General features: G+C 42.2%; 18 protein-coding genes. 16 read left to right on the top strand and 2 right to left on the bottom strand.

What is annotated here, in order from left to right; translation table 11 throughout:
* The first annotated feature begins 131 nt into the window (after positions 1 to 131).
* The 15 genes from BMW86_RS05365 (at position 132) to BMW86_RS05295 (ending at position 21,589) form a co-directional block, all read left to right on the top strand.
* Positions 132 to 695 (top strand): RNA polymerase sigma-70 factor, encoded by a 564-nt coding sequence (locus BMW86_RS05365; protein ID WP_089779683.1) that lies wholly within the window; start codon positions 132 to 134, stop codon positions 693 to 695.
* Between the two features lie 74 nt (positions 696 to 769).
* Positions 770 to 1,702 carry a FecR family protein gene (locus BMW86_RS05360; protein ID WP_177189159.1) on the top strand — a complete coding sequence of 311 codons (933 nt, stop codon included), beginning with the start codon at positions 770 to 772 and terminating at the stop codon, positions 1,700 to 1,702.
* A gap of 162 nt (positions 1,703 to 1,864) precedes the next feature.
* Positions 1,865 to 5,425 (top strand): SusC/RagA family TonB-linked outer membrane protein, encoded by a 3,561-nt coding sequence (locus BMW86_RS05355; RefSeq protein ID WP_089779679.1) that lies wholly within the window; start codon positions 1,865 to 1,867, stop codon positions 5,423 to 5,425.
* Between the two features lie 9 nt (positions 5,426 to 5,434).
* On the top strand, positions 5,435 to 7,021 hold the full coding sequence (locus BMW86_RS05350; RefSeq protein WP_177189158.1) for a SusD/RagB family nutrient-binding outer membrane lipoprotein: 1,587 nt from the start codon (positions 5,435 to 5,437) through the stop codon (positions 7,019 to 7,021).
* 15 nt (positions 7,022 to 7,036) lie between these two features.
* Positions 7,037 to 7,645, top strand: a complete 609-nt coding sequence (locus BMW86_RS05345; RefSeq protein ID WP_089779675.1) for a hypothetical protein — start codon at positions 7,037 to 7,039, stop codon at positions 7,643 to 7,645.
* Between the two features lie 22 nt (positions 7,646 to 7,667).
* Positions 7,668 to 8,954: a M20/M25/M40 family metallo-hydrolase gene (locus tag BMW86_RS05340; protein WP_089779673.1), complete on the top strand. Its 1,287-nt coding sequence runs from the start codon at positions 7,668 to 7,670 to the stop codon at positions 8,952 to 8,954.
* Positions 8,955 to 8,966: 12 nt separating this feature from the next.
* On the top strand, positions 8,967 to 11,705 hold the full coding sequence (locus BMW86_RS05335) for a M14 family metallopeptidase (protein WP_089779671.1): 2,739 nt from the start codon (positions 8,967 to 8,969) through the stop codon (positions 11,703 to 11,705).
* Positions 11,702 to 13,144 carry an amidohydrolase gene (locus BMW86_RS05330; RefSeq protein ID WP_089779669.1) on the top strand — a complete coding sequence of 481 codons (1,443 nt, stop codon included), beginning with the start codon at positions 11,702 to 11,704 and terminating at the stop codon, positions 13,142 to 13,144. Before BMW86_RS05335 ends, BMW86_RS05330 begins: the two co-directional genes overlap by 4 nt.
* An 8-nt stretch (positions 13,145 to 13,152) precedes the next feature.
* Positions 13,153 to 15,891 (top strand): M14 family metallopeptidase, encoded by a 2,739-nt coding sequence (locus BMW86_RS05325; protein WP_089779667.1) that lies wholly within the window; start codon positions 13,153 to 13,155, stop codon positions 15,889 to 15,891.
* Between the two features lie 115 nt (positions 15,892 to 16,006).
* Positions 16,007 to 16,471: a hypothetical protein gene (locus BMW86_RS05320; protein WP_089779665.1), complete on the top strand. Its 465-nt coding sequence runs from the start codon at positions 16,007 to 16,009 to the stop codon at positions 16,469 to 16,471.
* A gap of 1 nt (position 16,472) precedes the next feature.
* Entirely contained in the window at positions 16,473 to 17,063 is a 591-nt protein-coding gene (locus tag BMW86_RS05315) for a Crp/Fnr family transcriptional regulator (RefSeq protein ID WP_089779663.1), read from the top strand.
* A gap of 97 nt (positions 17,064 to 17,160) precedes the next feature.
* Positions 17,161 to 18,141 carry a hypothetical protein gene (locus tag BMW86_RS05310; RefSeq protein ID WP_089779661.1) on the top strand — a complete coding sequence of 327 codons (981 nt, stop codon included), beginning with the start codon at positions 17,161 to 17,163 and terminating at the stop codon, positions 18,139 to 18,141.
* A gap of 165 nt (positions 18,142 to 18,306) precedes the next feature.
* Positions 18,307 to 19,002: a phosphoribosylformylglycinamidine synthase subunit PurQ gene (purQ, locus tag BMW86_RS05305; RefSeq protein WP_089779659.1), complete on the top strand. Its 696-nt coding sequence runs from the start codon at positions 18,307 to 18,309 to the stop codon at positions 19,000 to 19,002.
* A 50-nt stretch (positions 19,003 to 19,052) separates the two neighbouring features.
* On the top strand, positions 19,053 to 19,508 hold the full coding sequence (locus tag BMW86_RS05300; RefSeq protein WP_089779657.1) for a protein-disulfide reductase DsbD domain-containing protein: 456 nt from the start codon (positions 19,053 to 19,055) through the stop codon (positions 19,506 to 19,508).
* Between the two features lie 95 nt (positions 19,509 to 19,603).
* Complete coding sequence (locus BMW86_RS05295) at positions 19,604 to 21,589, top strand: protein-disulfide reductase DsbD family protein (protein ID WP_089779655.1); 1,986 nt, start codon at positions 19,604 to 19,606, stop codon at positions 21,587 to 21,589.
* Between the two features lie 613 nt (positions 21,590 to 22,202).
* Here BMW86_RS05295 and hisS read toward each other — a convergent pair.
* Together hisS and BMW86_RS05285 are read right to left on the bottom strand one after the other, a co-directional pair.
* Positions 22,203 to 23,552, bottom strand: coding sequence for a histidine--tRNA ligase (hisS, locus tag BMW86_RS05290; protein ID WP_177189157.1), 1,350 nt, complete (start codon positions 23,550 to 23,552; stop codon positions 22,203 to 22,205).
* The gene (locus BMW86_RS05285; protein ID WP_089779651.1) at positions 23,552 to 23,980 is read right to left on the bottom strand and encodes a low molecular weight protein-tyrosine-phosphatase; all 429 of its coding nucleotides are present in this window, start codon (positions 23,978 to 23,980) and stop codon (positions 23,552 to 23,554) included. The genes hisS and BMW86_RS05285 overlap by 1 nt, the downstream gene beginning before the upstream one ends.
* A gap of 345 nt (positions 23,981 to 24,325) precedes the next feature.
* On the opposite strand from BMW86_RS05285, the gene BMW86_RS05280 reads away from it, so the two are divergent.
* Positions 24,326 to 24,571, top strand: a complete 246-nt coding sequence (locus BMW86_RS05280; protein ID WP_089779649.1) for a hypothetical protein — start codon at positions 24,326 to 24,328, stop codon at positions 24,569 to 24,571.
* Position 24,572 lies beyond the last annotated feature (1 nt).

Genomic DNA, 24,572 nt, shown 5'->3' with positions numbered 1-24,572 from the left:
TTATTAGGTGGTCTAGGAATTATCAAACTATTCTGGACTAATTCTCATTTTATCATAAATTAGCTATGATTTTTTGATTATTTTTTGTTTTTTTATATGATCAACCAACCCAAAAGACTAAAAAGGACTATATTATTAAAAAACTAAATACATATAGTGAAGCTGAACTTATTGCCTTATTAATAAAAGGTGACAGGGATGCTTACGAATGTATTTACAACGATTACTGGTCCAGATTATACGCTTTTGTATATAACCGTCTGAAAACGAAGGAAGCCGCCGAGGAAATCATCCAGGAAGTATTCTTTTCCCTATGGACAAGGCGTGCAGAACTCTCCCTCACTCATTCTCTCTCTGCTTATTTGTTTACCGCCGTAAAATACCAGGTATTCAATTATATCAAAGCCGATAAGGTAAGGAAAACCTATGCCAGCCAGATTTCCCTGTTTAAAATGACAGATAACTCTAACCAGGAGCATATTGAATTATCCGACCTGGCCAATGCAGTAGAAAAAGAAGTAGCCCGCTTACCCGAAAAATGCCAGCAGGTTTTCAGAATGAGCCGTAATGAGCACCGGTCTATCCATGATATAGCCGAAACCCTGAATATCTCCCATAAAACAGTAGAAAACCACCTGACGAAGGCACTGCGTCAGCTTAGGCTGGCTTTCAGTGAATATTTCTGGTTCTTTTAAAATATTTTTTAGGGTAGAGTAGGTGTATGCCCTTTATCAGTTTACTTATCTTATATAGCAAGTTTGAGAAGCTGATGAACAACCAAAATTTTGATTCTTTAATCGACAGATATTTAAAAGGACAGCTCAGCGAACAGGAAGTGGAGCAGGTAGAAGAATGGCTGGACACTCTGGAAGATAAAGATGCATTTAACAGACTGTCCTCACAGGAACTGACCGAAGCCAAAAAGGCAATGTACGGTCGTTTAACAGCGCGGATAAACCGTAGGAGTTTCAGCTACTTAAAGATTGCTGCATCTGTTTTAGTGATTTTCATAACCGGGTATTTATTCAGGGCAAGTCTGTTGAATACGATTGCTCCGCACAGAAATATAGCCATCGCAGGAACAACTGGTGGTATCAGAAAACAGATCTTATCAGATGGTTCTATAGTATGGCTGAAAGGTAACAGTAAACTCATCTTTCCCGTAACATTCGGAAATGGTAATCGTACCGTAACCCTGGAAGGAGAAGCTTTATTTGAAGTGACAAAAGATGCGGCACACCCTTTCATGATCTATTGCGGAACATTGACTACAAAAGTACTGGGCACCAGTTTTAATATTCGTAATAATGGCCGCGAAACAGCGGTATCTGTACTAACCGGGAAGATTTCCCTTACCACAGGACAATCAAAAGAGATCCTGCTTTCAGCTAATGAGAATGCCATTTATTCAGAGCCACAGGCTATCATAACAAAAGCAAAAGGTACAGCTACACATGAGCTGACAAAAGGAACAGAGTACGACATGGCATTTAACGACGCAGGCATGCGTGATGTAATTCACAGAATAGAACAAAAATTTGACGTAGACATTCAGCTAAAGGATTCCGCTATTGCCAACAATTTAATTACTGCGGACATGACCGACCAGTCTTTACAAAAAACAATGGAAATGATTAGCCAGGCGCTCAACCTGGAAGTACAAATTAAAGGACAGAATATTTTGCTTCAACCAAAAAACTAAAATAGAGTAAGCCTATGCGTAAACAGAAACTACATAACATTTAAAAGCAGGAGGTGACAGCCCCCTGCTAAGAATTATAGCCCATGTAATAACCACGTGACAGCGTGGTAATGGAATTCCTTTGTCTCATTCAACCAGAAATCTAACAAAGTAAATAGGTCTATGAACATAAATGTAAAGACAAATGCCTGTATCACCAAATTCATGAAGAGAGCAACAGGAAGTATGATAGTGTTGCTATTATCCGCTATTTCCTGCGTCAGTGGCGCTTATTCACAAGGTATCCTCAGCAAAAAAATCTCCCTGCAGGCGGATGATGTAAGCCTGAAACTGGTATTAAACCAGATCAAAGATAAAGCAGACGTAAAGTTTGTTTACAGTTCCAACCGTATTGCCATGGACAAAAAAGTATCTGCTAATGCAGATGGCGAAGAGCTTGGCAAAGTACTGGATAAGTTATTAGGAAAGTTAGATATCAATTTCGTAGTGAACGATGGTTTCATCATATTAAAAGATAAACCGGTTATGGCGGCTCCCGCTGCTGATACGATTGTCAGAGGAAAAATAGTGAGCGAAACCGGAGAACCTTTTCCCGGATGTACTATCGTGGAAAAGGGAACATCAAATGGTGTTACTTCCGCAGGAGACGGCTCTTTTGTACTAAAAGTAAAACAGGATGCCACACTGATGATTACCGCAGTGGGTTATCATGTTACAGAAATAAAAGCAGCGAATGCCGGTACTATTAAACTGGAAGCTGCGGTAAAACAATTGCATGATATCGTAGTTACTGCGGCAGGTATCGCGCGTCAGAAAAACAGTTTGGGCTATTCCGTTAGTACGGTTAATTCTGATAAACTGGCACAGAAATCAGAACCCGATCCGGTACGTGCATTAACGGGAAAAGTAGCTGGTGTGAATATACAATCTGCCGGTGGAGTAGCCGGTGGTGGCACCAATATCACTATCCGTGGTAACTCTTCTTTAAATGGAAATAACCAGCCCCTGTTTGTAGTAGATGGGGTGCCTTTCGATAACTCCAGCTTTGCAAATGTAGGCTCTGCTACAGTAGGTGGCGCCGGTGTAACCAACCGTGCATTTGACCTGGACCCTAACAATATCCAGAGTATGACAGTCCTCAAAGGAGCTGCTGCGGCTGCATTGTATGGTTCCAGAGCAGCAAACGGGGCTATCATTATTACTACCAAGGCAGGTAAGAAAAAAAGCAGGAAGGGTACAGAGATCACTTACAATACTTCGTATGCGATTGAAAATGTAGCAGGCTTGCCGGATTATCAGACTAAGTATGGTCAGGGTACAAATAATGATTATCGTCAGGGTGTATATGCTTCCTGGGGACAACCATTTGAAGGAGTACCGAGTATGTTACCTACAAGGTCTACTATACCCCATCAGTTAACAAGGCAATTCAGTTCTGCTGTATTCCCACAGTTTTATCAGGCAGATGGAGTGACACCGATACAGGTGCCTTACAGGTCTTATGCAAAAGAGAATGCGAAGAATTTTTTCAGAACAGGTAGTGTGTATGAAAATGCATTGTCTATTTCTTCCGGTAGTGAGAAAGGTAATTTCAATGCAGGATTTTCTAATACCGTGAATAAAGGTGTTGTACCTGAAAATGAAATCAAACGTACTTCAGTGAATATAGGCGGTAATATCCGTCTGGAGAATAAGTTTTATGCCAGCGGTTCCATCAACTATGTAACTACCCGGCAGAAAACCCCACCTGTAGGCGGGCTGACAGGTTCTATTATGTCTACACTGATGTATGTACCTACCAGTTATGACTTAACCAACTACCCTTACGAGAATCCAATTGATGGTAGTAACGTATATGATTACACCGGTGTAGATAATCCTTACTGGTCTGTTAAACATAGCCCGAACACCAGTGATGTGGACCGTTATTATGGTAACCTGATACTCGGGTTTGATCCTTTACCCTGGCTGAATATACAGAACACTATTGGGTTTAATGCGTATACTGACAGGCGTATGAGTGTTCGCGGAAAAGGTTCTGCTTCTTATTCCAATGGTAGTATTACTACAGATAATATTTACCGTCAGGAACTGGATAACACCTTGTTATTAACTGCCACACATGCTATACGTCCTGATTTATCTATCCGTGCTATCCTTGGTAACAACGTGAACCAACGCTTCACAGACCGCAAAGCATTTTACGGAGATAATATCATTGTAGCTGATCTGCATGATATGAATAATACCAGTTCTGTTACCGGTGTACAACTGACCAATAACAGGAATTTACTGAAGCAACGTTATTATGCTTTCTTTACAGATATCACCCTTGATTATAAAAACTTCGCCTCGTTGAACCTGGTAGGAAGGAATGATATTTCTTCTACCTTACCGGCCAACAACAGGAGTTATTTCTACGGTGGTGTGAATGGATCATTAGTATTTACAGAAGCTTTACATCTGCCTAAAAGTGTATTGAACTTTGGTAAGGTAAGAGCAGGTTATACAAAGGTAGGTAATGAAGCCTCTCCTTATCAGACAGCAGGCTTCTACCAGATCAATGCCATTCTTGGAGGCTCTACTACTCCTTCCAATGTGGGCTTACCTTTTACACCTGCAAATGGAAGTACCTACAACATCGTTACGCAGTCGAACTTACTAACTAATGCGAACTTAAAACCTGAGTTCATTACAGAGCTGGAACTGGGAACAGAATTGCAGTTCTTTAATAACCGCATCGGTATCGATTTCACTTATTACAGCAAACGTAGTACCTCACAGATCTTTGAAGTAACAGCAGCACCTTCTTCCGGTTATACCACACAGATCCTGAACCTGGGAGAAGCTACCAACAAAGGGATAGAGATAGGACTGAACCTTTCACCTATCCAGACCAACAACGGGTTTAACTGGGATATCAACACCAACTTCACCCGTAACAGGAATATGATCAAAAACCTGGGAGGCTATGAGAAATTCAGCTATGGTGGTACCAGTGGTACAAGTAGTGTACATATCGTAGGGCAGCCTTATGGATTGATTCAGGGAACTGCTTATGCCCGTGATGATGAAGGGAATGTACTGATAGACCCCAGCAGTGGTAAGCCACTTGTGTCCGGTGCTTTAAAAGCTATTGGTAATCCTAATCCGGATTTTATGGTAGGATTGACGAATACGTTCAAATTCAGAAGCTTGTCGCTGAACATACTGTTCGACTGGAAACAGGGTGGACAGATGTATTCTAATACAGTAGGGCAGATGTTATCCCGTGGTGTGACGAGAGATACAGAGAATCGTGAGTTCCAGACAGTTTCAGCAGGTGTACTGGGAGATGCGAAAACACTGACAGCATTACGTGGTGCTGATGGAAAGAAGATCAAAAATAATGTAGCAATGTCTTATGAGGATCTCTTCTTTAACTCAGGCATTGGCCCTGGTGGATTAAATGAAGGGTCTATATTTGATGCCACTGTTTTCAGACTGCGTGAGATTTCTCTGGCCTATGACTTACCTAAAAGCCTGTTAGGGAAAACACCGTTTGGTTCTGCTACTATTTCTCTTTCCGGACGTAACCTCTGGTATAATGCACCCAACTTTCCGAAGTATACCAATTTCGATCCTGAAGTTAGTTCACTGGGTGTTGGTAACTCACAGGGATATGATAACCTGGCAGTACCTACTACCAAAAGATTTGGTGTCAATTTAAGGTGTTCTTTCTAAATAATTATTATGAGATATACATACATAACGATATTAATTATTTCCTTAGTGGCCGGTGGGTGTAAGAAGTTTGTAGATATCAACACCGACCCTAATAATCCTACTACTGCACAGCGTTCTTTGCTGTTGCCTTCTACACAGGTATCCATGGCTGCGAATATGTACCTGATAAATAGTGGTACTTCCACTTTCATGCAACAGGCTGTTTTCTCTGCAGACCTTAGCCGGTATCAGCAACAGGGAACCAGCTTTGATGATTCCTGGAATGGGTTTTACAGTCAGACGTTAAATGACCTGGAATCTATTATCAATAGCGGTTCTGCACAGGGCGACTGGGGTTATGTAGCCGTCGCCAGACTGGAAAAGGCTTACCTGGTGAGCTTGATGGTAGATATGTGGGGAGATATTCCTTATTCTGAAGCAGAGAAGGGACAGGAATCGGTAAGTCCTGCATTTGACAAAGGCACACCTATCTATGAAAGTGTGCTGGTGCTGATAGACTCTGCGCTGGTGAATGCCAGTAAGGTGACTACTTCCACACTGGTACCTGCTACAGCGGATATGATTTATGGAGGTGCTAAAACATCGTGGATCAGTATGGGCAATTCGCTGAAACTGAAATTGTATAATCAAATCAGGCTGGTAGATCCTACCCGTTCTGCTACGGCTATTAAAGCATTGATCAGTGATCCCACTACTTTGATTAACAGTAATGCCACTGATTACACTTTTAAATTCGGTAGTGCGCAGAATCCTAATAACAGGCATCCATGGCATAGAATAGAGTATCAGTCGGCCAAGACTTTTTACATGTGTCAGGCATTCATCGATCTCTTATTCAATAATGATGATCCGCGCTTACGTTATTTCATCTATCGTCAGAATGCAACAGCAGGGTTAAATAATTCTACTAACAGCAATGGTTATTATGGACGTAATCCTGGTGATGGTACAGCCGCTCCTGCAGATTTAAACAGGCGTTCTACGTTTGGTGTGTATCCTGCAGGTGGATTGTATGACAATGCTCCTATCAATAACCTGCCTGTTACCAATGTATTCCTTACAAATACCGGCGCTACTTCTACCTTAAAGGTAGTCGCTACTACTGATGGAACCGGTGCGGGTATCATTCCTTTTATCACCAATGCAATGGTGAAGTTCATCCGGGCAGAAGCAGCACTTACGCTGGCTACCGGTGATGATGCCAGGCAGAATTTCAGTGATGGAGTGGTGGCTAATTTAAGCAGTGTGAGTGCATTTGGCGCTGCGAATGGTGGCGTAGCATTATCGGCGTCAACGATCACTGCGTTTAAGGATAAACTACTGGTATCATATGATGCAGCGGATGATGCCGGCAAACTGAATATGGTAATGACTCAGAAGTACATTGCCACTTATGGTAATGGAATGGAATCATATAATGATTATCGCAGAACAGCATTACCGGTATTACGTACGCCATTATCTCCGCTCACTACTTTCCCTTTACGCCTGTATTATTCTCAGACAGAATTATCTGCAAATACCAGTTTAGGAGACGATGTAAGTGCATTGCAGATTGCACAGCAGATCACACCTGTTTTTTGGGACAAATAAATTAAAATACTGATTATGAAATATCTGTTAGTTGTCATCATAGTATTATTTGGTTGTAAGAAGGCACATTATGAGTGGGAAGATTATCAGTATACGGCTGTTCCTGTAGTAACGGTAGATACTACCAAAACAGCGCTGCCTACAAGACAGGCCGGTAAAGTAGCATTCTTTAATCTGAAAGGACCGGATGTGGCCAGTCAGGAGTTTGCTTTTACACTCGATTGGGCAGGGTTTGATAAAGCAACGGTTACTTCTATAGAGGTATATACTACTTATAATAAAGCGGAATCAAGCGTACCTGCTTATCCGTTAGTTATTTCATCTCCGGGAAATCAATACCCCAATATTGCACAATTTCCTTTGCCAAGTATTGTGGGATCCGGTGAACTGTTGTATGAAACAGTAACTACTTTTCCCAAGACTTTTTCCTTTACTGCGGCACAGCTGGCTACTATCAATAATGTTGACCTTAGTACAGTAAAGGTGAATGATTATTTCCTCTTTAAATTTATTCTCAACTTAGGTGATGGCAGCAGGATTGTAAGTTTCTATAATAACATTTGTGATGAGGCACGTGGAGAGCCTGGTGATTGCAGGGTAGGTGTACGGTTTAAAAATCAATAGTTCCAGTTCGAAAACAAATATTATGAAAAAGGTTTCACTTTCATTCGCTCTGATAATGGCGGGCCTGGGCATTCGTGCCCAGGACAAGCCTGCCACAAAGTACACAGCCGAGATTAAAACTATTGCAGATAAGCCGGCAGTAAAAAAAGCACTGCAAACTATTATCGACTTTGAACCGCAAACATTGAGTAATCATATCTTGCTCACTGAAATTCCGGCACCTCCTTACAAAGAGTCCGTACGGGCAACACAGTTTGCGGCTATGCTGAAAGAAGCCGGTGTGGATTCTGTATGGATCGATAATGTGGGTAATGTGATCGGCCTGCGTAAAGGAAAAGGTGGGAAGAAAACAGTAATACTGGAAGGACATATGGATACTGTGTTCCCTGAAGGTACTGATACAAAGATCATACACAAAGGAGATACCCTGTATGCACCCGGTGTGCTGGATGATACAAGAGCATTGTCTGTTGTGCTTACTGTAGTTAAAACGTTGGAGAAAACGGGGATAGAAACGGATGCAGATGTATTGTTTATCGGCACCGTTGGTGAAGAAGGGCAGGGTGATCTGAGGGGTGTGAAGAATTTGTTCAGTGAAAAAGGACCAGGGAAAATAGATAGTTATATTGCTATTGACGGATGGGAGAGCCAGGGTATTACGCACAGAGCGTTAGGGTCTCACCGTTACCGGATTAGCTTCAATGGTACCGGTGGTCATTCTTCCTATAATTTTGGTTTTGCGAATCCTCATAATGCTTTAGGCCGTGCTATTCATTACTGGTCTACAGCAGCTGATTCATTGTCACTGGTACCGGGTGTACGTGTTACCTACAACGTAGGCGTAATAGGCGGTGGCACTTCTGTCAACTCTATTCCTTTCGAATCATGGATGGAAGTGGATATGCGTTCTGAAAGCCCTGAACGGGTAGCCGGTATGGATACTTTGTTACAGCGGGCGGTGAGAAGAGCGTTGACAGAAGAAAATAAAATGAAACATAGCGGATCAGATCTGACGGTGACAGTAAAACTGATAGGAGACCGTCCATCAGGAAGTCTTGATTCTACTTTGCCGATCATACAGCGTATGATGGCTGTTATACAGCTCAAAGGCGGAACGCCCAAACTGACAGCAGGTTCTACTAATTCGAATATTCCTATTTCCAAAGGTATTCCTGCCATGACTATTGGTTGTGGTGGTAGTGGTGGTAATCCTCATGCATTACAGGAATGGTGGGTAAATGATAATGGTGCTTTGGCAATACAGCAGGCATTACTTATCTTATTGGCTGAAGCAGGTATCGCAAAATAATATTTCTGTCTTATGAAAAAGAAAATCTATAGTATGTTAGCCCTGTTGCTTTCTATAGTGACAGCGCAGGCCCAGACAATTCCATCTCCTAAAGAACATTTTGGTTTTAATATCGGCGACGATTATCAGCTGGCTACCTATACGCAAACGGAAGCCTATTTTAAAAAGCTGGCAACATCAGACCGGGCAAAACTGGTAGATATTGGTATGACAGAAGAAGGGCGTCATCAGTATATGCTGATCGTATCTTCTCCGGAGAATATGAAGCAACTGGAAAAGTATAAAGCCATCTCTCAGCAACTGGCACATGCCACCGGGTTAACGGATGAACAGGCGAAGAGTCTGGCTGCTGAAGGCAAATCTGTTATATGGATAGATGGTGGTTTACATGCCACAGAGGTAGTGGGTACACATCAGCTGATAGAAACAATGTGGCAGCTGGTAAGCCGTACAGATCCTGAAACAATGGAGATCCTTAAAAATGATATCATTCTGTTTGCACATGCAAATCCTGATGGACAGGAGCTGGTGACTAACTGGTATATGCGGACAGCGGATCCAAAAAAACGTGCGATGAATATTCCGCGTTTGTATGAGAAGTATGTAGGGCATGATAATAACAGGGACTTCTATATGATGAATATGAAAGAGTCTCAGAATATCAGCCGGCAGTTATATGTTGAGTGGATTCCGCAGATCATGTATAACCATCATCAGCGGGGACCTAATGGTTCCGTATTAGCTGGCCCTCCATATCGCGATCCTTTTAATCATGTATTTGATCCATTGATTGTAACCAGTATTGATGCTGTGGGTGCAGCAATGAATAACCGCCTGAATGCAGAAGGTAAACCGGGATATACCCAGCGTGCAGGATCACAGTTTTCTACCTGGTGGAATGGTGGTTTGCGTACAGCGCCTTACTTCCATAATATGATAGGTTTGCTAACAGAGATCATTGGCGGACCTACTCCTGAGACGGTACCACTGGTGCCTGAAAGGCTGATCCCTAATGGTGCAACACCGAATCCCGTTGCACCGCAGGAATGGCATTTCCGTCAGTCGATAGATTATTCTGTATCGTTGAATTATGCGGTGCTGGATTATGCATCACGTTACCGTAGTGAATTGTTATATAACATTTACAGAATGGGCAAGAATGCAATTGCCCGTGGAGAGGCAGATCACTGGACTTTTTATCCGCGATATATAGATTCTATACAGACGGCTTATAAAAAAGATAAGAAGGATTCATTACTGGCATCTGGTAAGAAAGATACTGTTAAAGAATCTGCAGAGGAATATACTTTAGGTAAAGAAGATACAATTGCCGCAAAGTATTATACCGCTATTTTGAAGAACCCTGCATACAGAGATGCACGTGCATATATTATTCCTGCTGATCAGCAGGATTTTCCAACTGCTGTTAAATTCATCAATGCATTAAGTCGTGCCGGTATAACGATACAAAAAGCAACAGCAGCTTTCACCGTAGCAGGGAAGACTTATCCGGCCGGTTCTTATGTAGTTAAAACAGCACAGGCATTTCGTCCGCATGTAATAGATATGTTTGAACCGCAGGACCATCCGAATGATTTCCAGTATGTGGGCGGACCGCCAGTGCGGCCATACGATGCAGCAGGATGGACACTGGCGTTTCAGATGGGTGTGAAGTTTGACCGTGTGCTGGATAGTGTAGGCGGACCGTTTACACAGTTACCTTACGGGCAGATAGAATCTCCACCTGCGCATACTTTTGCTATTTCCAAAACAGGTTATTTATTAAGCCCTGCCGTGAATAATTCATTCATTGCAGTGAATGATCTGCTAAAAGCAGGTGCAAAAGTTTATCGTTTACCCAATGGAGATTTTTATATCCCAGCTTCTTCCAAAGCACAGGAATCATTGACAAAGTCTGTAGCGGAATTAGGTATCACAGTTAATACAGCTACTGGTAGTTCTAAAGAAATGAAAGCAGTATCTCCTATGAGAATTGCTATCTGGAATACTTATGGTGGTTCTATTCCTGCCGGATGGGTAAGCTGGTTAATGGAACAATATCACTATGATTATAAAACAATATATTCACAGGAGATTGATGCAGGTGCATTACGTAAGAAATATGATATGATCATCTTTGTAACGGGAGCTATTCCTGATACAGGGAAACCTAAGAAGTCTGATTACTGGTTTGGCAAACTGCCTAAGCCGGAAGAGCTGACAGCTGAATTTAAGCCATGGCTGGGAAGAATCAGTGCAGATACTTCTATCCCTCAGTTAAAAACTTTCCTGGAAGCAGGCGGGCAGATATTTACTATTGGCACCAGCACTAATCTTGCCTATCATCTGAAATTACCTGTTGAGAATGCTTTAGTGGAAAAGAACAGCAAAGGAGAACTGAAGCCATTAGCAGGTGCTAAGTATTACATTCCCGGTAGTCTGTTAACAGCAGATCTTGATACCACCGCCGCAGAGAACTGGGGTATGCATGCGAAGAATGATGTTTATTTCGAACGTAGCCCGGTATTCAAAATATTACCCGGCAGTAACATAAAACAACTGATGTGGTTTTCTACCGGCACACCACTGCATAGTGGCTGGGCATGGGGACAAAAATATCTGAAAGATGGTGTTGCCGCATTCTCTGTATCTGTAGGTGCCGGCAAGCTTTATGCCTTTGGTCCGGAGATCACTTTCAGAGGTCAGTCACACAGTACTTTTAAATTGTTATTTAATCAATTGTACAAATGAGACAGTTCATCCTTCCAATACTCTGCTGCCTTTCGTCAATGACTATGGCACAGAACAAAGATAAAGCAGCGCTGATATCTTATCTGGATCAGCATACATCCGAATACGATACTATCGCAAAAAAGATCTGGGGATTTGCGGAGGTAGGTTATCAGGAACAAAAAAGTTCTGCGCTGTTACAAGCCACTTTGCAACAGCAGGGCTTTACTGTAAAAGCAGGCATTGCCGGCATCCCTACCGCTTTCATGGCCAGCTATGGCAGCGGAGAACCAGTGATTGGTATTCTGGCTGAATATGATGCCTTACCAGGTTTATCACAGACAGAAGACCCGGAACAAAAAGCGATTATAGATGGAGGCGCAGGACATGGCTGTGGTCATAACCTGTTTGGTACCGCCTCTGTAGCAGCAGCTATCAGTGTAAAAGAATGGTTGAAGAAATCCGGTGCAAAAGGAACGATCCGTTTGTATGGTTGTCCTGCTGAAGAAGGTGGTTCCGGTAAAGTATACATGGTAAGATCGGGACTGTTTAATGATGTAAGCGCTGTGTTGCACTGGCATCCCGGCAATGACAACTCTGCCGCTATATATCCGTGGTTAGCTAACAAAAATGCAAAGTTCAGATTTTATGGGGTGGCTTCACATGCTGCAGGTGCACCGGAGAAAGGGCGCTCTGCACTCGATGCAGTAGAAGCGATGGACTATATGGTAAATATGATGCGCGAGCATGTACCTCAGGAAACCCGTATCCATTATGTGATCACTAAAGGTGGAGATGCACCGAATGTAGTACCTGCATTTGCAGAAGTGTATTATTATGTGCGTCATCCGGATATGCAGGTAGTGAAAGATATATGGGAGAGGATGGTGAAAGCCGCGGAAGGAGCTGCTATGGGAACTGGTACACGTATGGATTATGAAGTGATTGGAGGTGTATACAATATGCTGCCGAATGAAACTTTATCGAAGCTGATGGACCAAAATCTGCATACCGTTGGAGGGTTTACTTATACAGCCAGTGAAAGGGAGTTTGCGAAGAAAATCCAGTCTACATTCATAGACAAAACACATCTGCCTGATCTCGACAATGCTACTGCTACCGTACAACCATATAAGATGGTGAAAGAAGGTGGGATCGGCTCCTCAGATGTAGCAGATGTGAGCTGGGTTGCGCCTACCGCGGGTTTATCCACTGCCACCTTTGTGCCTGGTTCCGGAGGGCATAGCTGGCAAAATGTAGCCGCTGCGGGTAGCACTATTGGAGCAAAGGGGATGATGATCGCTGCAAAGACATTAGCGCTTACTGCCTATGATCTTTTTAACAGTCCTGCAAGTTTAACAGCAGCCAAACAGGAATTAAAACAAAGACAGGGGCCTGATTTCAAATATGAGGCTATGTTGGGCAACCGCGCACCAGCTTTAGATTACCGTAAAAAATAACCCATTGTATGAAAAATATTTTATGGATCGTTCTGCTATATACTTCTGTAGCTGTAGCGCAAACAGTGCCTTCTCCCAAAGAACATTTTGGTTTTAATATCGGAGATGATTATAAACTGGCGACTTACACTCAGACAGCCGCTTATTTTGAAAAACTGGCAGCAACCTCAGACAGGGTAAAACTGGTAGATATCGGCTTAACAGAAGAAGGCCGGCATCAATATATGTTAATCGTATCTTCTCCTGAAAACCTCAAACATTTAGATCAATATAAAAAAATCTCCCAGCAGTTAGCGAGAGCAGAAGGGCTTACAGATCAACAGGCACATGCCCTTGCTGCGCAAGGCAAAGCGATTGTGTGGATAGATGGGGGATTACATGCAACAGAGGTAGTAGGCATACATCAGCTGATAGAAACAGCCTGGCAGTTGGTGAGCCGCAAAGACCCTGAAACAATGCAGATCCTGGATAATGTAGTTATCCTGATGACGCATGCTAACCCGGATGGACAGGAGCTTACCACCAACTGGTATATGCGTAATGCAGATACGTTAAAAAGATCTACAGAGCAATTACCGGTATTGTATGAAAAGTATATCGGTCATGATAATAACCGCGACTTCTACATCATGAACATGAAGGAAAGCAGCAACATGGGAAAACAACTTTTCCTGGAGTGGATGCCACAGATCATGTATAATCATCACCAGCGTGGTCCGGAAGGTTCTGTATTGGCAGGACCTCCTTACCGCGATCCTTTTAATTATGTTTTTGATCCTTTAATGATTACCGGTATTGATGCATTGGGCGCAGCTATGTATAACCGTCTCAATGTAGAAGACAAGCCGGGTTATACCCGTTTGAACGGCTCCAGTTTTTCTACCTGGTATAATGGTGGTTTACGTACTACTACACAATATCACAATATGATAGGGTTACTCACAGAAATCATCGGTAATCCTACTCCTGAAAAAATTCCTGTTGTACCATCCCGACTGATCCCTAACGGAGCTACGCCTAACCCGGTAACACCGCAGGATGACTGGCATTTCAGAAGATCTATTGATTATTCTGTATCCCTGAATTATTCCGTACTGGATTATGCAGCGCGTCAGCGTGATGAAGTGTTGTATAACATTTATAAGATGGGAAAGAATGGGATAGATAAAGGCAATAAGGATTCCTGGACCCTTTCTCCCAAACGTGCAGATGCTATTACGGCTGCGTATAAAAAAGATAAAAACGATACGACTAAAGACGATGGCAGTGATCCTTATGGCTGGATGAAAAGAGGCAGCAACATCCCCATGTCTTATTATGATGCTGTATATAAAAATCCTGCTTTAAGAGACCCCCGTGGTTATATTATTTCTGCTGATCAGCCGGATTTTGCAACAGCGGTGAAGTTTATCAATGCACTGATCAAAGCAGGCATTGGTGTGTATAAGGCTACTGATTCATTTACTGTGGCAGGTAAACATTATCCTGCCGGTTCCTATATTGTTAAAACAGCGCAGGCTTTCCGTCCGCATGTACTGGACATGTTCGAACCACAGGACCATCCTAATGATTTTCAGTATCCTGGTGGTCCTCCTATTCGTCCTTATGATGCTGCAGGATGGACGCTGGCTTTCCAGATGGGTGTCCAGTATGACAGGTTGCTGGATGCCTTTGACGGCCCTTTTCAGCGCCTTCCTTATGGTGAATTACAGCAGACGTCTAAGACTACTATTACGGCGGCTAACGGTTACCTGTTAAGCGCGCATGCAAACAACTCATTCATTGCCGTGAATGATCTGCTGAAAGCAGGAGTAAAAGTATACAGACTGACAAATGGAACAGCAGATTATCCCGCAGGTACTTTTTATATTCCTGGTCAGGCAACAGCGCAATTACAGCAGGTAACAGCAACGTTGGGCGTAAAACCTGTTGGCGTTAGTAAAAAGCCCAAAGGGCTGGCGGTTATCTCTTCTATGCGCATTGCCCTCTGGGATAATTACGGCGGCTCTATTCCATCGGGATGGATTCGCTGGATAATGGAACAATATCATTTCCCAATAACTGTTATTTATCCACAGGATATAGATTCCGGTGATCTGAGAAAGAAATATGATGCCATCATTTTTGTAACCCGTGCTATTCCTCCTGTAAAAGGAGAGGAGCCTAACCGTTATGGCTTTTCCTTAAAACCACCTGCACCGGAAGAAATTCCTGAAGAATACCGGCATATGCTGGGCAAGATCTCAAAAGATACCTCTGTTCCCAAGCTGAAAGAATTCCTGGAAGCAGGAGGGACTATTATCACCATCGGTACCAGTACCAATCTTGCCTATCACCTGGGTTTACCGGTGCATAATGCCCTGGTAGAACCAGGAACAGAGAAGCCTCTGCCTGGTACAAAATATTTTGTTCCCGGCAGTATCCTGCAGGTAGCATTCGACAGCACGCAGACAGCTGCATGGGGAATGCCTGCTATCGGTGATATTAACTTCGACAACAGCCCGGTATTTAAACTGGATGCTACAGCGGCGGAAAAAGGCATAAAACCACTTGCCTGGTTTACTACCGATAAACCTTTACGCAGTGGCTGGGCCTGGGGACAGGCTTACCTGAAGGATGGGGTAGCTGCATTTGTGGCGCCGGTAGGAAAGGGCACATTGTATGCTTTTGGTCCTGAGATCACTTTCCGGGGACAATCTCATGGTACATTTAAACTACTGTTCAACGGATTATACACTGTTAAGTGACATGTGAATTTTTCCCTGTGCTTAAAAGCCGTCACCTGGTCGTGACGGCTTTTTTAATTTGCTCATTAAAAAGTCATATTTTCCCTTATAATTGAAAGCGGTTTTTATTGTAGATATGAAGCATAAAAAGGATATTATTCAACTGGGAGTGTTAGTGGTTTTGTTTATAGGAATCTGTTTTGGCAAGACAATGTGGTATACAATTTTCCCTACTGCTGATTCTTTTGGCGTAAAATTTAATAAAGAAAGAACACGCCTTGGTATTCTGCCATTACCTGATAACTGGACAACAGAGCAGGGAGAGAAGGAGACGAAGGTATGGCTTCCTCCAACTGCTGATAGCAGTGTTGTACATAGAGAAATGAAAGTAGTGGGTGTGGAAAATGACAGGATAAAATATGAAAATGACTTTATCCTGAAACCTGCGCCGGATAAAGAAGAACTGACAATCAGCTACCGTTTTACTGATACAACATGGAACTATTCGTTCAGTAGCCGGCTGACACATGAAAAGCCTTACCCGATTACCCGCGGGCAGGCAGATAGCATCCTGAATGCCTGGAATTTTAAACATCAATAGTATGAGTGAGATCAAGCTGGTGGAAAAGGCTTTACAGAAACTGACCGGGATGGATGAAAAGGAATTTGCTTTATCACTTCCATTCTGGCAGGTAAAGCAATATAAGAAGGGAGAATATTACAACGAGTATAAGAATGTCTGTAAGCATCTTGGGTTTGTGATCAATGGTATTTTCCGTACTTACTATATGAATGAAGCAACCGGAGAGGAGAAGAATATGTTGTTTTATACCGATCACCAGATTGTTTCTGCCTATAAGAGCTTTATCAATCAGACTCCCTGTAATTATTACACAGAGAGTATGGTTGATTCCACCATTTTATACATTCATATAAATCATTTACAGGAATTATATGAGCAGTCGCATCAGTGGGAAAGGTTTGGCCGATACGTAGCAGAGATCGCTTTCAACCTGGTAATGAGCCATACTGAGGATTTTTTATTTAAAACCCCGGAGCAGCGATATGTGGAGTTATTAGAGGTGCATCCAAACATCTTTAATACAATACCACTCTATCATATAGCCTCTTACCTGGGTATCCAGGGACCATCTTTAAGCAGGATCAGGAAAAGGATGCTTAACAAGGGATAATCATCAATTTATACATGATTATCATAATATTTTGATTTTCTCCTGCTTTAAAATACCTTTGGAACGCTTTCAAAAGTTGAAAAAGAGATAACAGATTGTGGTAAAATTTTTCCGCTCCGGCAACCCACTGACGGTTTTGCTGTTGTTAATATATACGTTACTGGTAAAGTTCTATTACCTGCTGCACCCGTCCACCTTTGTGGCAGACGGTTCTGAAGGGTTATTATATGACCTTTTGGTGAAATGGATACAGCGGGCGATAGGGAACAGCCCTTATCTGTTTACCAGTCTTGCCATACTGTTACTGCTGTTACAGGCATTACTCGTTACCAAGATCGTTAACCACCAGCGGCTTTTTGCCAAGGCTACCTATTTACCGGCTATGAGTTACATGCTCTTTACTTCCCTGCTGGAAGGATGGAATGTGTTTTCTCCTGCTTTGCTGGTAAACCTGGTGATGTTATGGGTATTTTCAAGTATTACATTGTTGTACACACGTACATCCGCCAGGGATGTGGTGTTTAATATAGGTTTTGCACTGGGGGTATGTGGACTGTTCTACTTCCCTTCTGTGGTTTTCTGCCTGCTGCTGTTATTGAGTCTGCTTATTATGCGGCCTTTCAGGCTGGCAGAGTGGATTATTGCTGTACTGGGGCTGATATGCCCGTTGTACCTGCTGGGTACTTACCTCTATCTCACTGATCAATGGAGCCTGTTTACAAGGATTCCCCGCATGGGTATCAATTTCCCGGTAATAGCCGATTATAAGGTTTGGGGAGCCCTGGTGGTGAGTATCTTCTTCTTTGTGCTGGGCTGGCTGTTATTGCAGACTAGCATCAAAAAGATGCTGATTCAGGGCAGGAAGATCTGGAGTGTGCTGATTGTATATGTGTTTGTAGCGATGGTAGTGCCTTTCTTCAATGTACATTTTTCTCCTTTATACTGGTTAATGGCAATATTGCCACTTTCTTTGTTCGTAGCCAATGTGTATTGGTCTATCAGGAACAACACTGTAGCCAACATTATCCACTTTATTACACTGGCATATGTAATCATAATGCAGTATTTCAGCCGGTAATCACTTGTAGCATTTGTTAAAACCGGATGAACGGCCATTGAAATGTGCGGACGGCGCAGTAATTTTGTAGCTTTTCCGGTAATTTCGTACAATGGTTTAAACCGTTATTTTACCGGATTGAAGCTGGAATTAATATTTTAGATCATAAAATTCAATTAATTAGGTATGAAATTTGGCGTTGTCACCTTCCCGGGCTCTAACTGTGACCATGATATGATAGATTCATTACGTAATGACCTTGGTCAGGAAGTAATAGAGTTATGGCATAAGGACAAAGACCTGAGTAAGTTCAGCAAAGAAGATTGCATTGTACTGCCGGGTGGGTTCTCTTATGGTGATTATCTGCGCTGTGGTGCGATTGCACGTTTCAGTCCGATGATGCAGAGTGTAATAGAGTTCGCCAATAAAGGTGGTCGTGTGATTGGTATCTGCAATGGTTTCCAGATCCTCTGCGAAGCTGGTTTACTGCCAGGAGCGCTGTTACAGAATGGCAACCAGCAGTTTGTATGCAAGAATATCTTCCTGAAGAGTGAAAATACCGTAGCTGCCATGACCAAAGATGTAACCGGTCGTCCGTTGATGATTCCGGTAGCACATGGTGAAGGCCGTTATTATGCTGACGAAGCCACACTGGAAGGGTTGTTTGCCAACAATCAGATCCTTTTCCGTTATTGCGATGAGTTCGGTAATGTAGTAGATGCTGCCAATCCAAATGGAGCTATGCGTAACATTGCAGGAATCTGTAACAGTACGCGTAATGTATTTGGTATGATGCCACATCCGGAAAGAGCTACCAGTTCTGTATTGGGAAATACAGATGGTCAGCTGATTTTCCAGAGCCTGATCAACAACAATAACTGATAAGATCATTACACCAATAATCAATCAACCAACCAGTTAAAAAAACCAGTATGAAAAAAGTATTGACAGCATTCTTATTGCTTGCTCTGCCAGTATTGGCGAGTGCGCAAATAGAGAACCCGGTGAAGTGGAGCTTTACTTCCAAGAAGATTAATGCCACTACGTATGAATTGCACATGACAGCCAATATTGATGGTGGCTGGCATCTTTATGCACAGGTAGCAGGTGAGGGGCCGGTACCAACTTCTTTCAAACTCAGTAAAAACCCTTTAGTTGTACCTACCGGTAAAATTGAAGAAGTGGGTAAACTGCACAAGGCATTTGACAAGAACTTTGATTCTGAACTGAAATATTATGAAGGCGAAGTAGACTTTATACAGAAAGTGACTGTAAAAGGTAAGGCAGCTACAAAGGTAAAAGGTACGGTAGAATTCATGACATGTGATGATCACCAGTGTCTGCCACCTAAAGAAGTTGATTTTGCTATCAGTGTCGGAGGAAAATAATCTATTATAACGTTCTTCTAAACAATAAACGAGTTCTCCAAGAGAACTCGTTTATTGTTTAGAAGAATACAAAGTCTCTAAAGCCTATTATATATATGAAGCAGTTGCTTACGTTTATTATACTTATCGCCGCAACCTTCGGGGCTAAAGCACAGGATACTGCTGCTCCGGTTGTCGCTAAATGGGAATATACCGCAGAGAAAAAAGGAACGAATGAATATCTGCTGCATCTGAACGGTACAGTGGAAAAGGGTTGGAAATTGTTTTCCACTACAATGAAGGACGATGATCCAAACACACGTGTAGTATTGGATAGCGCTGCTTCCATTACAGGTATTACAGAAGAGGGTAGTCTGAAAAAACAAAAAGAAGCTTTATTTGATAACCTGGAAATTAAATACTTCGAGGACAAAGTATCACTACTGGTAGCCGTTAAATTAAATGGTCCGGTAAAGAAACTGGAAGGTGCCGTGAATTATATGGCGTTGAAAGGAGAAGAAGTAGCAGGTCCGGAAGAAGTGAAGTTTAAATTCAATGTAGATGCTGCGGGTAACCTGGTGAATGTTGCTGCGGGTTTACAGGCAGCATCTGCTGATGCAGAGAAGTCGCTCAAACGTACTTCTATAGACCTGGAACATCCCATCAATGATTGTGGAGGCGTAGGACATGAAGGTGGTAAGAAAAGTTTGTGGGGACTGTTTGTTCTTGGTATGCTGGGTGGGTTCATTGCTTTACTTACGCCTTGTGTATTCCCGATGATTCCTTTGACGGTATCATTCTTCACCAAGAAATCCCAGGACAAGAAGAAAGGTATCATGCATGCTGTTACGTACGGCTTCTTCATTTTCCTTATCTACGTATTACTGAGTTTACCTTTCCATTTCCTGGATTCCCTGAATCCGGAAATCCTCAATAACATTTCTACCAACATCTGGCTGAACCTGGCATTCTTTGTTATTTTCATTGTATTTGCCATTTCCTTCTTTGGTTATTTTGAAATAACAATGCCTAGTAGTCTTGCCAGCAAAGTAGATGCTAAAACCAGCGTAGGCGGTACTATTGGTATCTTCTTCATGGCATTGACATTAGCGTTGGTATCTTTCTCCTGCACAGGACCTATTCTTGGTTCCCTGCTGGCAGGTTCACTTTCTACGGATGGTGGAGCTATTCAGCTGACAGTAGGTATGGCAGGTTTTGGATTTGCACTGGCATTACCGTTTGCATTGTTTGCGATGTTCCCGGGCTGGTTAAATTCATTGCCTAAATCCGGTAGCTGGCTGACCTCTGTAAAGGTTGTATTAGGTTTCCTGGAGATAGCTATGGCTATCAAGTTCCTGTCTAATGCAGACCTGGTGAAACATTGGGGCATCTTAAAAAGAGAAGTATTCTTTGGTATCTGGATCATAGTAGGTTTCCTGATTGTATTATACCTGTTAGGTAAGATCCGTTTCCCGCATGATGCTCCTTTGAAAAAGGTGAGTCGTCCCCGTTTGATCCTGGCGTTGATTTTCCTGGCATTTACTATTTACCTGATACCTGGAGTTACCAATACTAAATATGCTAACCGTGCCTTAATCAGTGGATTCCCTCCACCGCTTAGCTATAGCATTTATGGTGAGGCTGCGGCTAAAGGAAAAGGTGTGGAAGCGGATGTGGTTAATGATTATGATAAAGCGTTAAAACTGGCAAAAGAACTGAACAAACCTGTTCTGTTAGACTTCACTGGCTGGGCATGTGTAAACTGCCGTAAGATGGAAGAGAATGTATGGCCTAAGGATGAAGTGAAAGTGCTGATTCAGAAGGATTACATTCTGGTTTCATTGTATGTGGATGACCGCAAATTATTACCTGAGAGTGAGCAGTTCCTGTTCACCACTAATACAGGCCATAAGAAAGAGATTAAAACGATAGGGGATAAGTATGCAACTATGCAGACTGAGAACTTCGTGAATAACTCTCAACCATTTTATGTGCTGATAAGTCCTGATGAGAAATTGCTGACAAGACCTGTAGGTTATACTCCGGATGCGAAAGCATATGCTGCATGGCTTAAATGCGGATTGGATGCGTTTAAGAAATAAGACTTTTTAAATTTTAAATATTAGAGGGGGGCTTTTTTAGCCCCCCTTTTTATATTAATCATTACTATTCCCAGCTATAATAATTTCCCTTATATTTTAATGTATTGATAATCAGTATTAAAAAAGCATCGAGATATTAGTTACTACTGATAACCTACTGATACTCTGTGCGTTCAGGTATATAACCCCTATATAACAGGTATATAAGCCGTACCTATATAGATAGGGCTTATATACCTGTTATATAGTAGTTTACTCACTGTTATAAAGAGTTTACAAGAGAGTTTAGGCTCTTAGAAGTATGTTCCCATCTGCGGTAGTGCATCAGTTTGATTACATAATCTTCGCGCGAGATGTTGTTGATCGATAAATACACCTTATCTGACGTGAATATTAGGTGAAGTTAAATTGAAAAACAAATGCTGAGCCCATATTCCAAAGCTAAATCAGAGAACTAAACAGTCAGATGCAGTGTATTTATGATTAACAACATCTGCCAACTTACTAAAAAGGAAACTGAGGATTTGAAGGATATTTCTTTGGCAGTAGAAATGTTTGAAAAGAAGTATAAGTATAAATGAAAAAGCCGCAGTGATTAGCTGCGGCTTTTTTGTCAGAATGAATATGTTGTTAACTCCTCTTTTTTAATCTTTGTCTGTTCTCCTGTTATCATATTCTTTACACTCAGCATACCTTCCTGTATTTCACTTTCTCCCATGATGATCACGTATGGAATACCGCGTTTATTAGCGTATTTCATTTGTTTATCCATCTTGGCGGGTTCGTGGAATAATTCAGATGCAATGCCTCTTTCGCGCAGTTGCATCAGCATATTGAATGCAGTAGCAGATGTATTGGCGTCGAGGTTGAAGAATAATACCTGGGTACTTTGTTGTGCAGTAGCAGGGAATAATTGTAGTTCTTCCAGCACATCGTAGATTCTGTCTACACCGAAGGAAATACCTACGCCGGAAAGGCCTGGTAATCCGAATAAGCCGGTGAGATCATCGTAACGACCACCGCCGCCGATGCTGCCCATTTTAACGGTAGCAGGCGCTTTTACTTCCACGATCATACCTGTGTAGTAGTTCAGACCGCGGGCAAGTGTTACGTCCAGGATGGGTGTTGTTTTGAATGCAGCAGGTTGGGTATGCAGGACATAAGAAATTTCTTCAATGCCTTTAAGACCTGTGGCAGATTGCTGTAATAATACACCAAGCTGTTGTAATTTCTCCTCATTACTGCCGTCAATTTTCAGGAAGCTCTCAATGGTAATAATTTCGGTGTCGGAAAGACCACGTTCCTGTAATTCTACCTTTACTTTTTCGATACCTATTTTATCCAGTTTATCGATAGCAATGGTGATATCTGTTAATAAAGATGGCTGGCCGATTACTTCTGCTAATCCACTAAGGATCTTACGGTTATTGATACGTACTTCATAACCATTCATTCCCAGTTTAGTAAATACGCGGTCGTATATCAGTAGTAATTCTATTTCGTTTAAGAGGGAATTACTTCCTACCACATCTGCATCACACTGATAGAACTCGCGGTAACGGCCTTTCTGAGGCTTATCCGCACGCCATACTGGTTGCATCTGGTAACGTTTAAAAGGTAATGCCAGTTCATTCTGGTTCATTACCACATAACGTGCAAAAGGAATAGTGAGGTCGTAGCGTAATGCTTTCTCACATAATAAAATGCCCAGTTCACGGCTATCTTTAGCTTGTTGTGAGCGGCCGAATATATCTCCGTTATCCAGTATTTTGAAGATCAGTTTATCACCTTCCTCACCATATTTTCCTGTAAGCGTATCCAGGTTTTCCATGGAAGGAGTTTCCAGTGGCTGGAATCCAAACAGTTCGAACGTTTCACGGATCGTCTGGAAAATATATTGCCGTTTTCTTACCACAACAGGACTGAAATCGCGGGTACCTTTTGGTATACTGGGTTTTATCATTATCGTTCAGTATTATTAATTATTTTTTCGCAGGCTTTGTAGATCATATTATACACTGGTTCAAAGAGTGCATCATCGTACCAGGGGTCGGGTACAGATTGCTGGTTATCAAGCAGCAGCTGTACTTTGGCTTTATCTGCATCGGTACGTGCTTTACGTATTACATCGCGGTAGTTATCCACATCCATTACGTAAATGCGGTCAAACTCGTCATAATCAGAAGTCTGGAATTGTCTGCCTCTCAAATCAGAAATGTCAATACCATGGCGGCGTGCCACCGCAACAGACCGCCTGTCCGGAGGATCTCCCACATGCCAGCTGCCTGTACCGGCGGAATCTATTTCCCAGTCAGGGGCCAGGTGCCTTAAAATACCTTCTGCCAGCGGCGAGCGGCAAATATTGCCGAGGCATACCATTAAAACCTTCATAATTTGCGCAAACCTACAGGATTTTAGGGAGATTCGCCACCCCGGTACTTTATGGAAAATTTTACTTTTTGCATCTATATAGTGATACTATACCTTCACTTTATGCGTATATACCTGTAATGCGGAGGACGGAATTATAGTATTTAACATGCCTTTAACAAGTTAGTGGATAATAATCTGTAGATTGATTTGATTAATATGTGTGAGGGTGACGGTTATGAAATCTGCTGTAGTAGCGGATTTAGGGGATTATGTTTACATAAGTGCCCTGTTTTTTTTGATATTCTTCTAAAAGAACAGGTATTTGTTTAGAAATTTTTTTTTGTATACTTGTAATTCGCAACAATGCAGATGGAACACGAAAGAACGGAAAACAGGCGGAAAGGAATAGATTACCGGCCGCTGGGAGAATTATTAAGAGGTATATTTTTTATACTCTTTGGACTGTATGCATGCTTTGCTCAAAGGTTCAATATGGGACACTTTGAAGTATCGCAAACCATTTTAAATGTTTTGGGAGGGGTGCTGATTGCTTATGGCCTTTTCCGTGTATATAGAGGAGTAAAGAATACATTTTTTAACAAGGACTAAC

Source organism: Chitinophaga sp. YR573, from assembly GCF_900110995.1.
Classification (GTDB): Bacteria; Bacteroidota; Bacteroidia; order Chitinophagales; family Chitinophagaceae; genus Chitinophaga.
This window is presented reverse-complemented; position numbering and strand designations above follow the sequence as displayed.

Bases quoted from the DNA above. Each gene is read 5' to 3' on its own strand.
- BMW86_RS05350 (WP_177189158.1), top strand. From the start codon at position 5,435: ATGAGATATACATACATAACGATATTAATTATTTCCTTAGTGGCCGGT.
- BMW86_RS05330 (WP_089779669.1), top strand. From the start codon at position 11,702: ATGAGACAGTTCATCCTTCCAATACTCTGCTGCCTTTCGTCAATGACT.
- BMW86_RS05300 (WP_089779657.1), top strand. From the start codon at position 19,053: ATGAAAAAAGTATTGACAGCATTCTTATTGCTTGCTCTGCCAGTATTG.
- BMW86_RS05315 (WP_089779663.1), top strand. From the start codon at position 16,473: ATGAGTGAGATCAAGCTGGTGGAAAAGGCTTTACAGAAACTGACCGGG.
- BMW86_RS05345 (WP_089779675.1), top strand. From the start codon at position 7,037: ATGAAATATCTGTTAGTTGTCATCATAGTATTATTTGGTTGTAAGAAG.
- BMW86_RS05295 (WP_089779655.1), top strand. From the start codon at position 19,604: ATGAAGCAGTTGCTTACGTTTATTATACTTATCGCCGCAACCTTCGGG.
- purQ (WP_089779659.1), top strand. From the start codon at position 18,307: ATGAAATTTGGCGTTGTCACCTTCCCGGGCTCTAACTGTGACCATGAT.
- BMW86_RS05325 (WP_089779667.1), top strand. From the start codon at position 13,153: ATGAAAAATATTTTATGGATCGTTCTGCTATATACTTCTGTAGCTGTA.
- BMW86_RS05355 (WP_089779679.1), top strand. From the start codon at position 1,865: ATGAACATAAATGTAAAGACAAATGCCTGTATCACCAAATTCATGAAG.
- BMW86_RS05285 (WP_089779651.1), bottom strand. From the start codon at position 23,980: ATGAAGGTTTTAATGGTATGCCTCGGCAATATTTGCCGCTCGCCGCTG.
- BMW86_RS05340 (WP_089779673.1), top strand. From the start codon at position 7,668: ATGAAAAAGGTTTCACTTTCATTCGCTCTGATAATGGCGGGCCTGGGC.
- BMW86_RS05360 (WP_177189159.1), top strand. From the start codon at position 770: ATGAACAACCAAAATTTTGATTCTTTAATCGACAGATATTTAAAAGGA.
- BMW86_RS05335 (WP_089779671.1), top strand. From the start codon at position 8,967: ATGAAAAAGAAAATCTATAGTATGTTAGCCCTGTTGCTTTCTATAGTG.
- BMW86_RS05320 (WP_089779665.1), top strand. From the start codon at position 16,007: ATGAAGCATAAAAAGGATATTATTCAACTGGGAGTGTTAGTGGTTTTG.
- hisS (WP_177189157.1), bottom strand. From the start codon at position 23,552: ATGATAAAACCCAGTATACCAAAAGGTACCCGCGATTTCAGTCCTGTT.
- BMW86_RS05280 (WP_089779649.1), top strand. From the start codon at position 24,326: ATGCAGATGGAACACGAAAGAACGGAAAACAGGCGGAAAGGAATAGAT.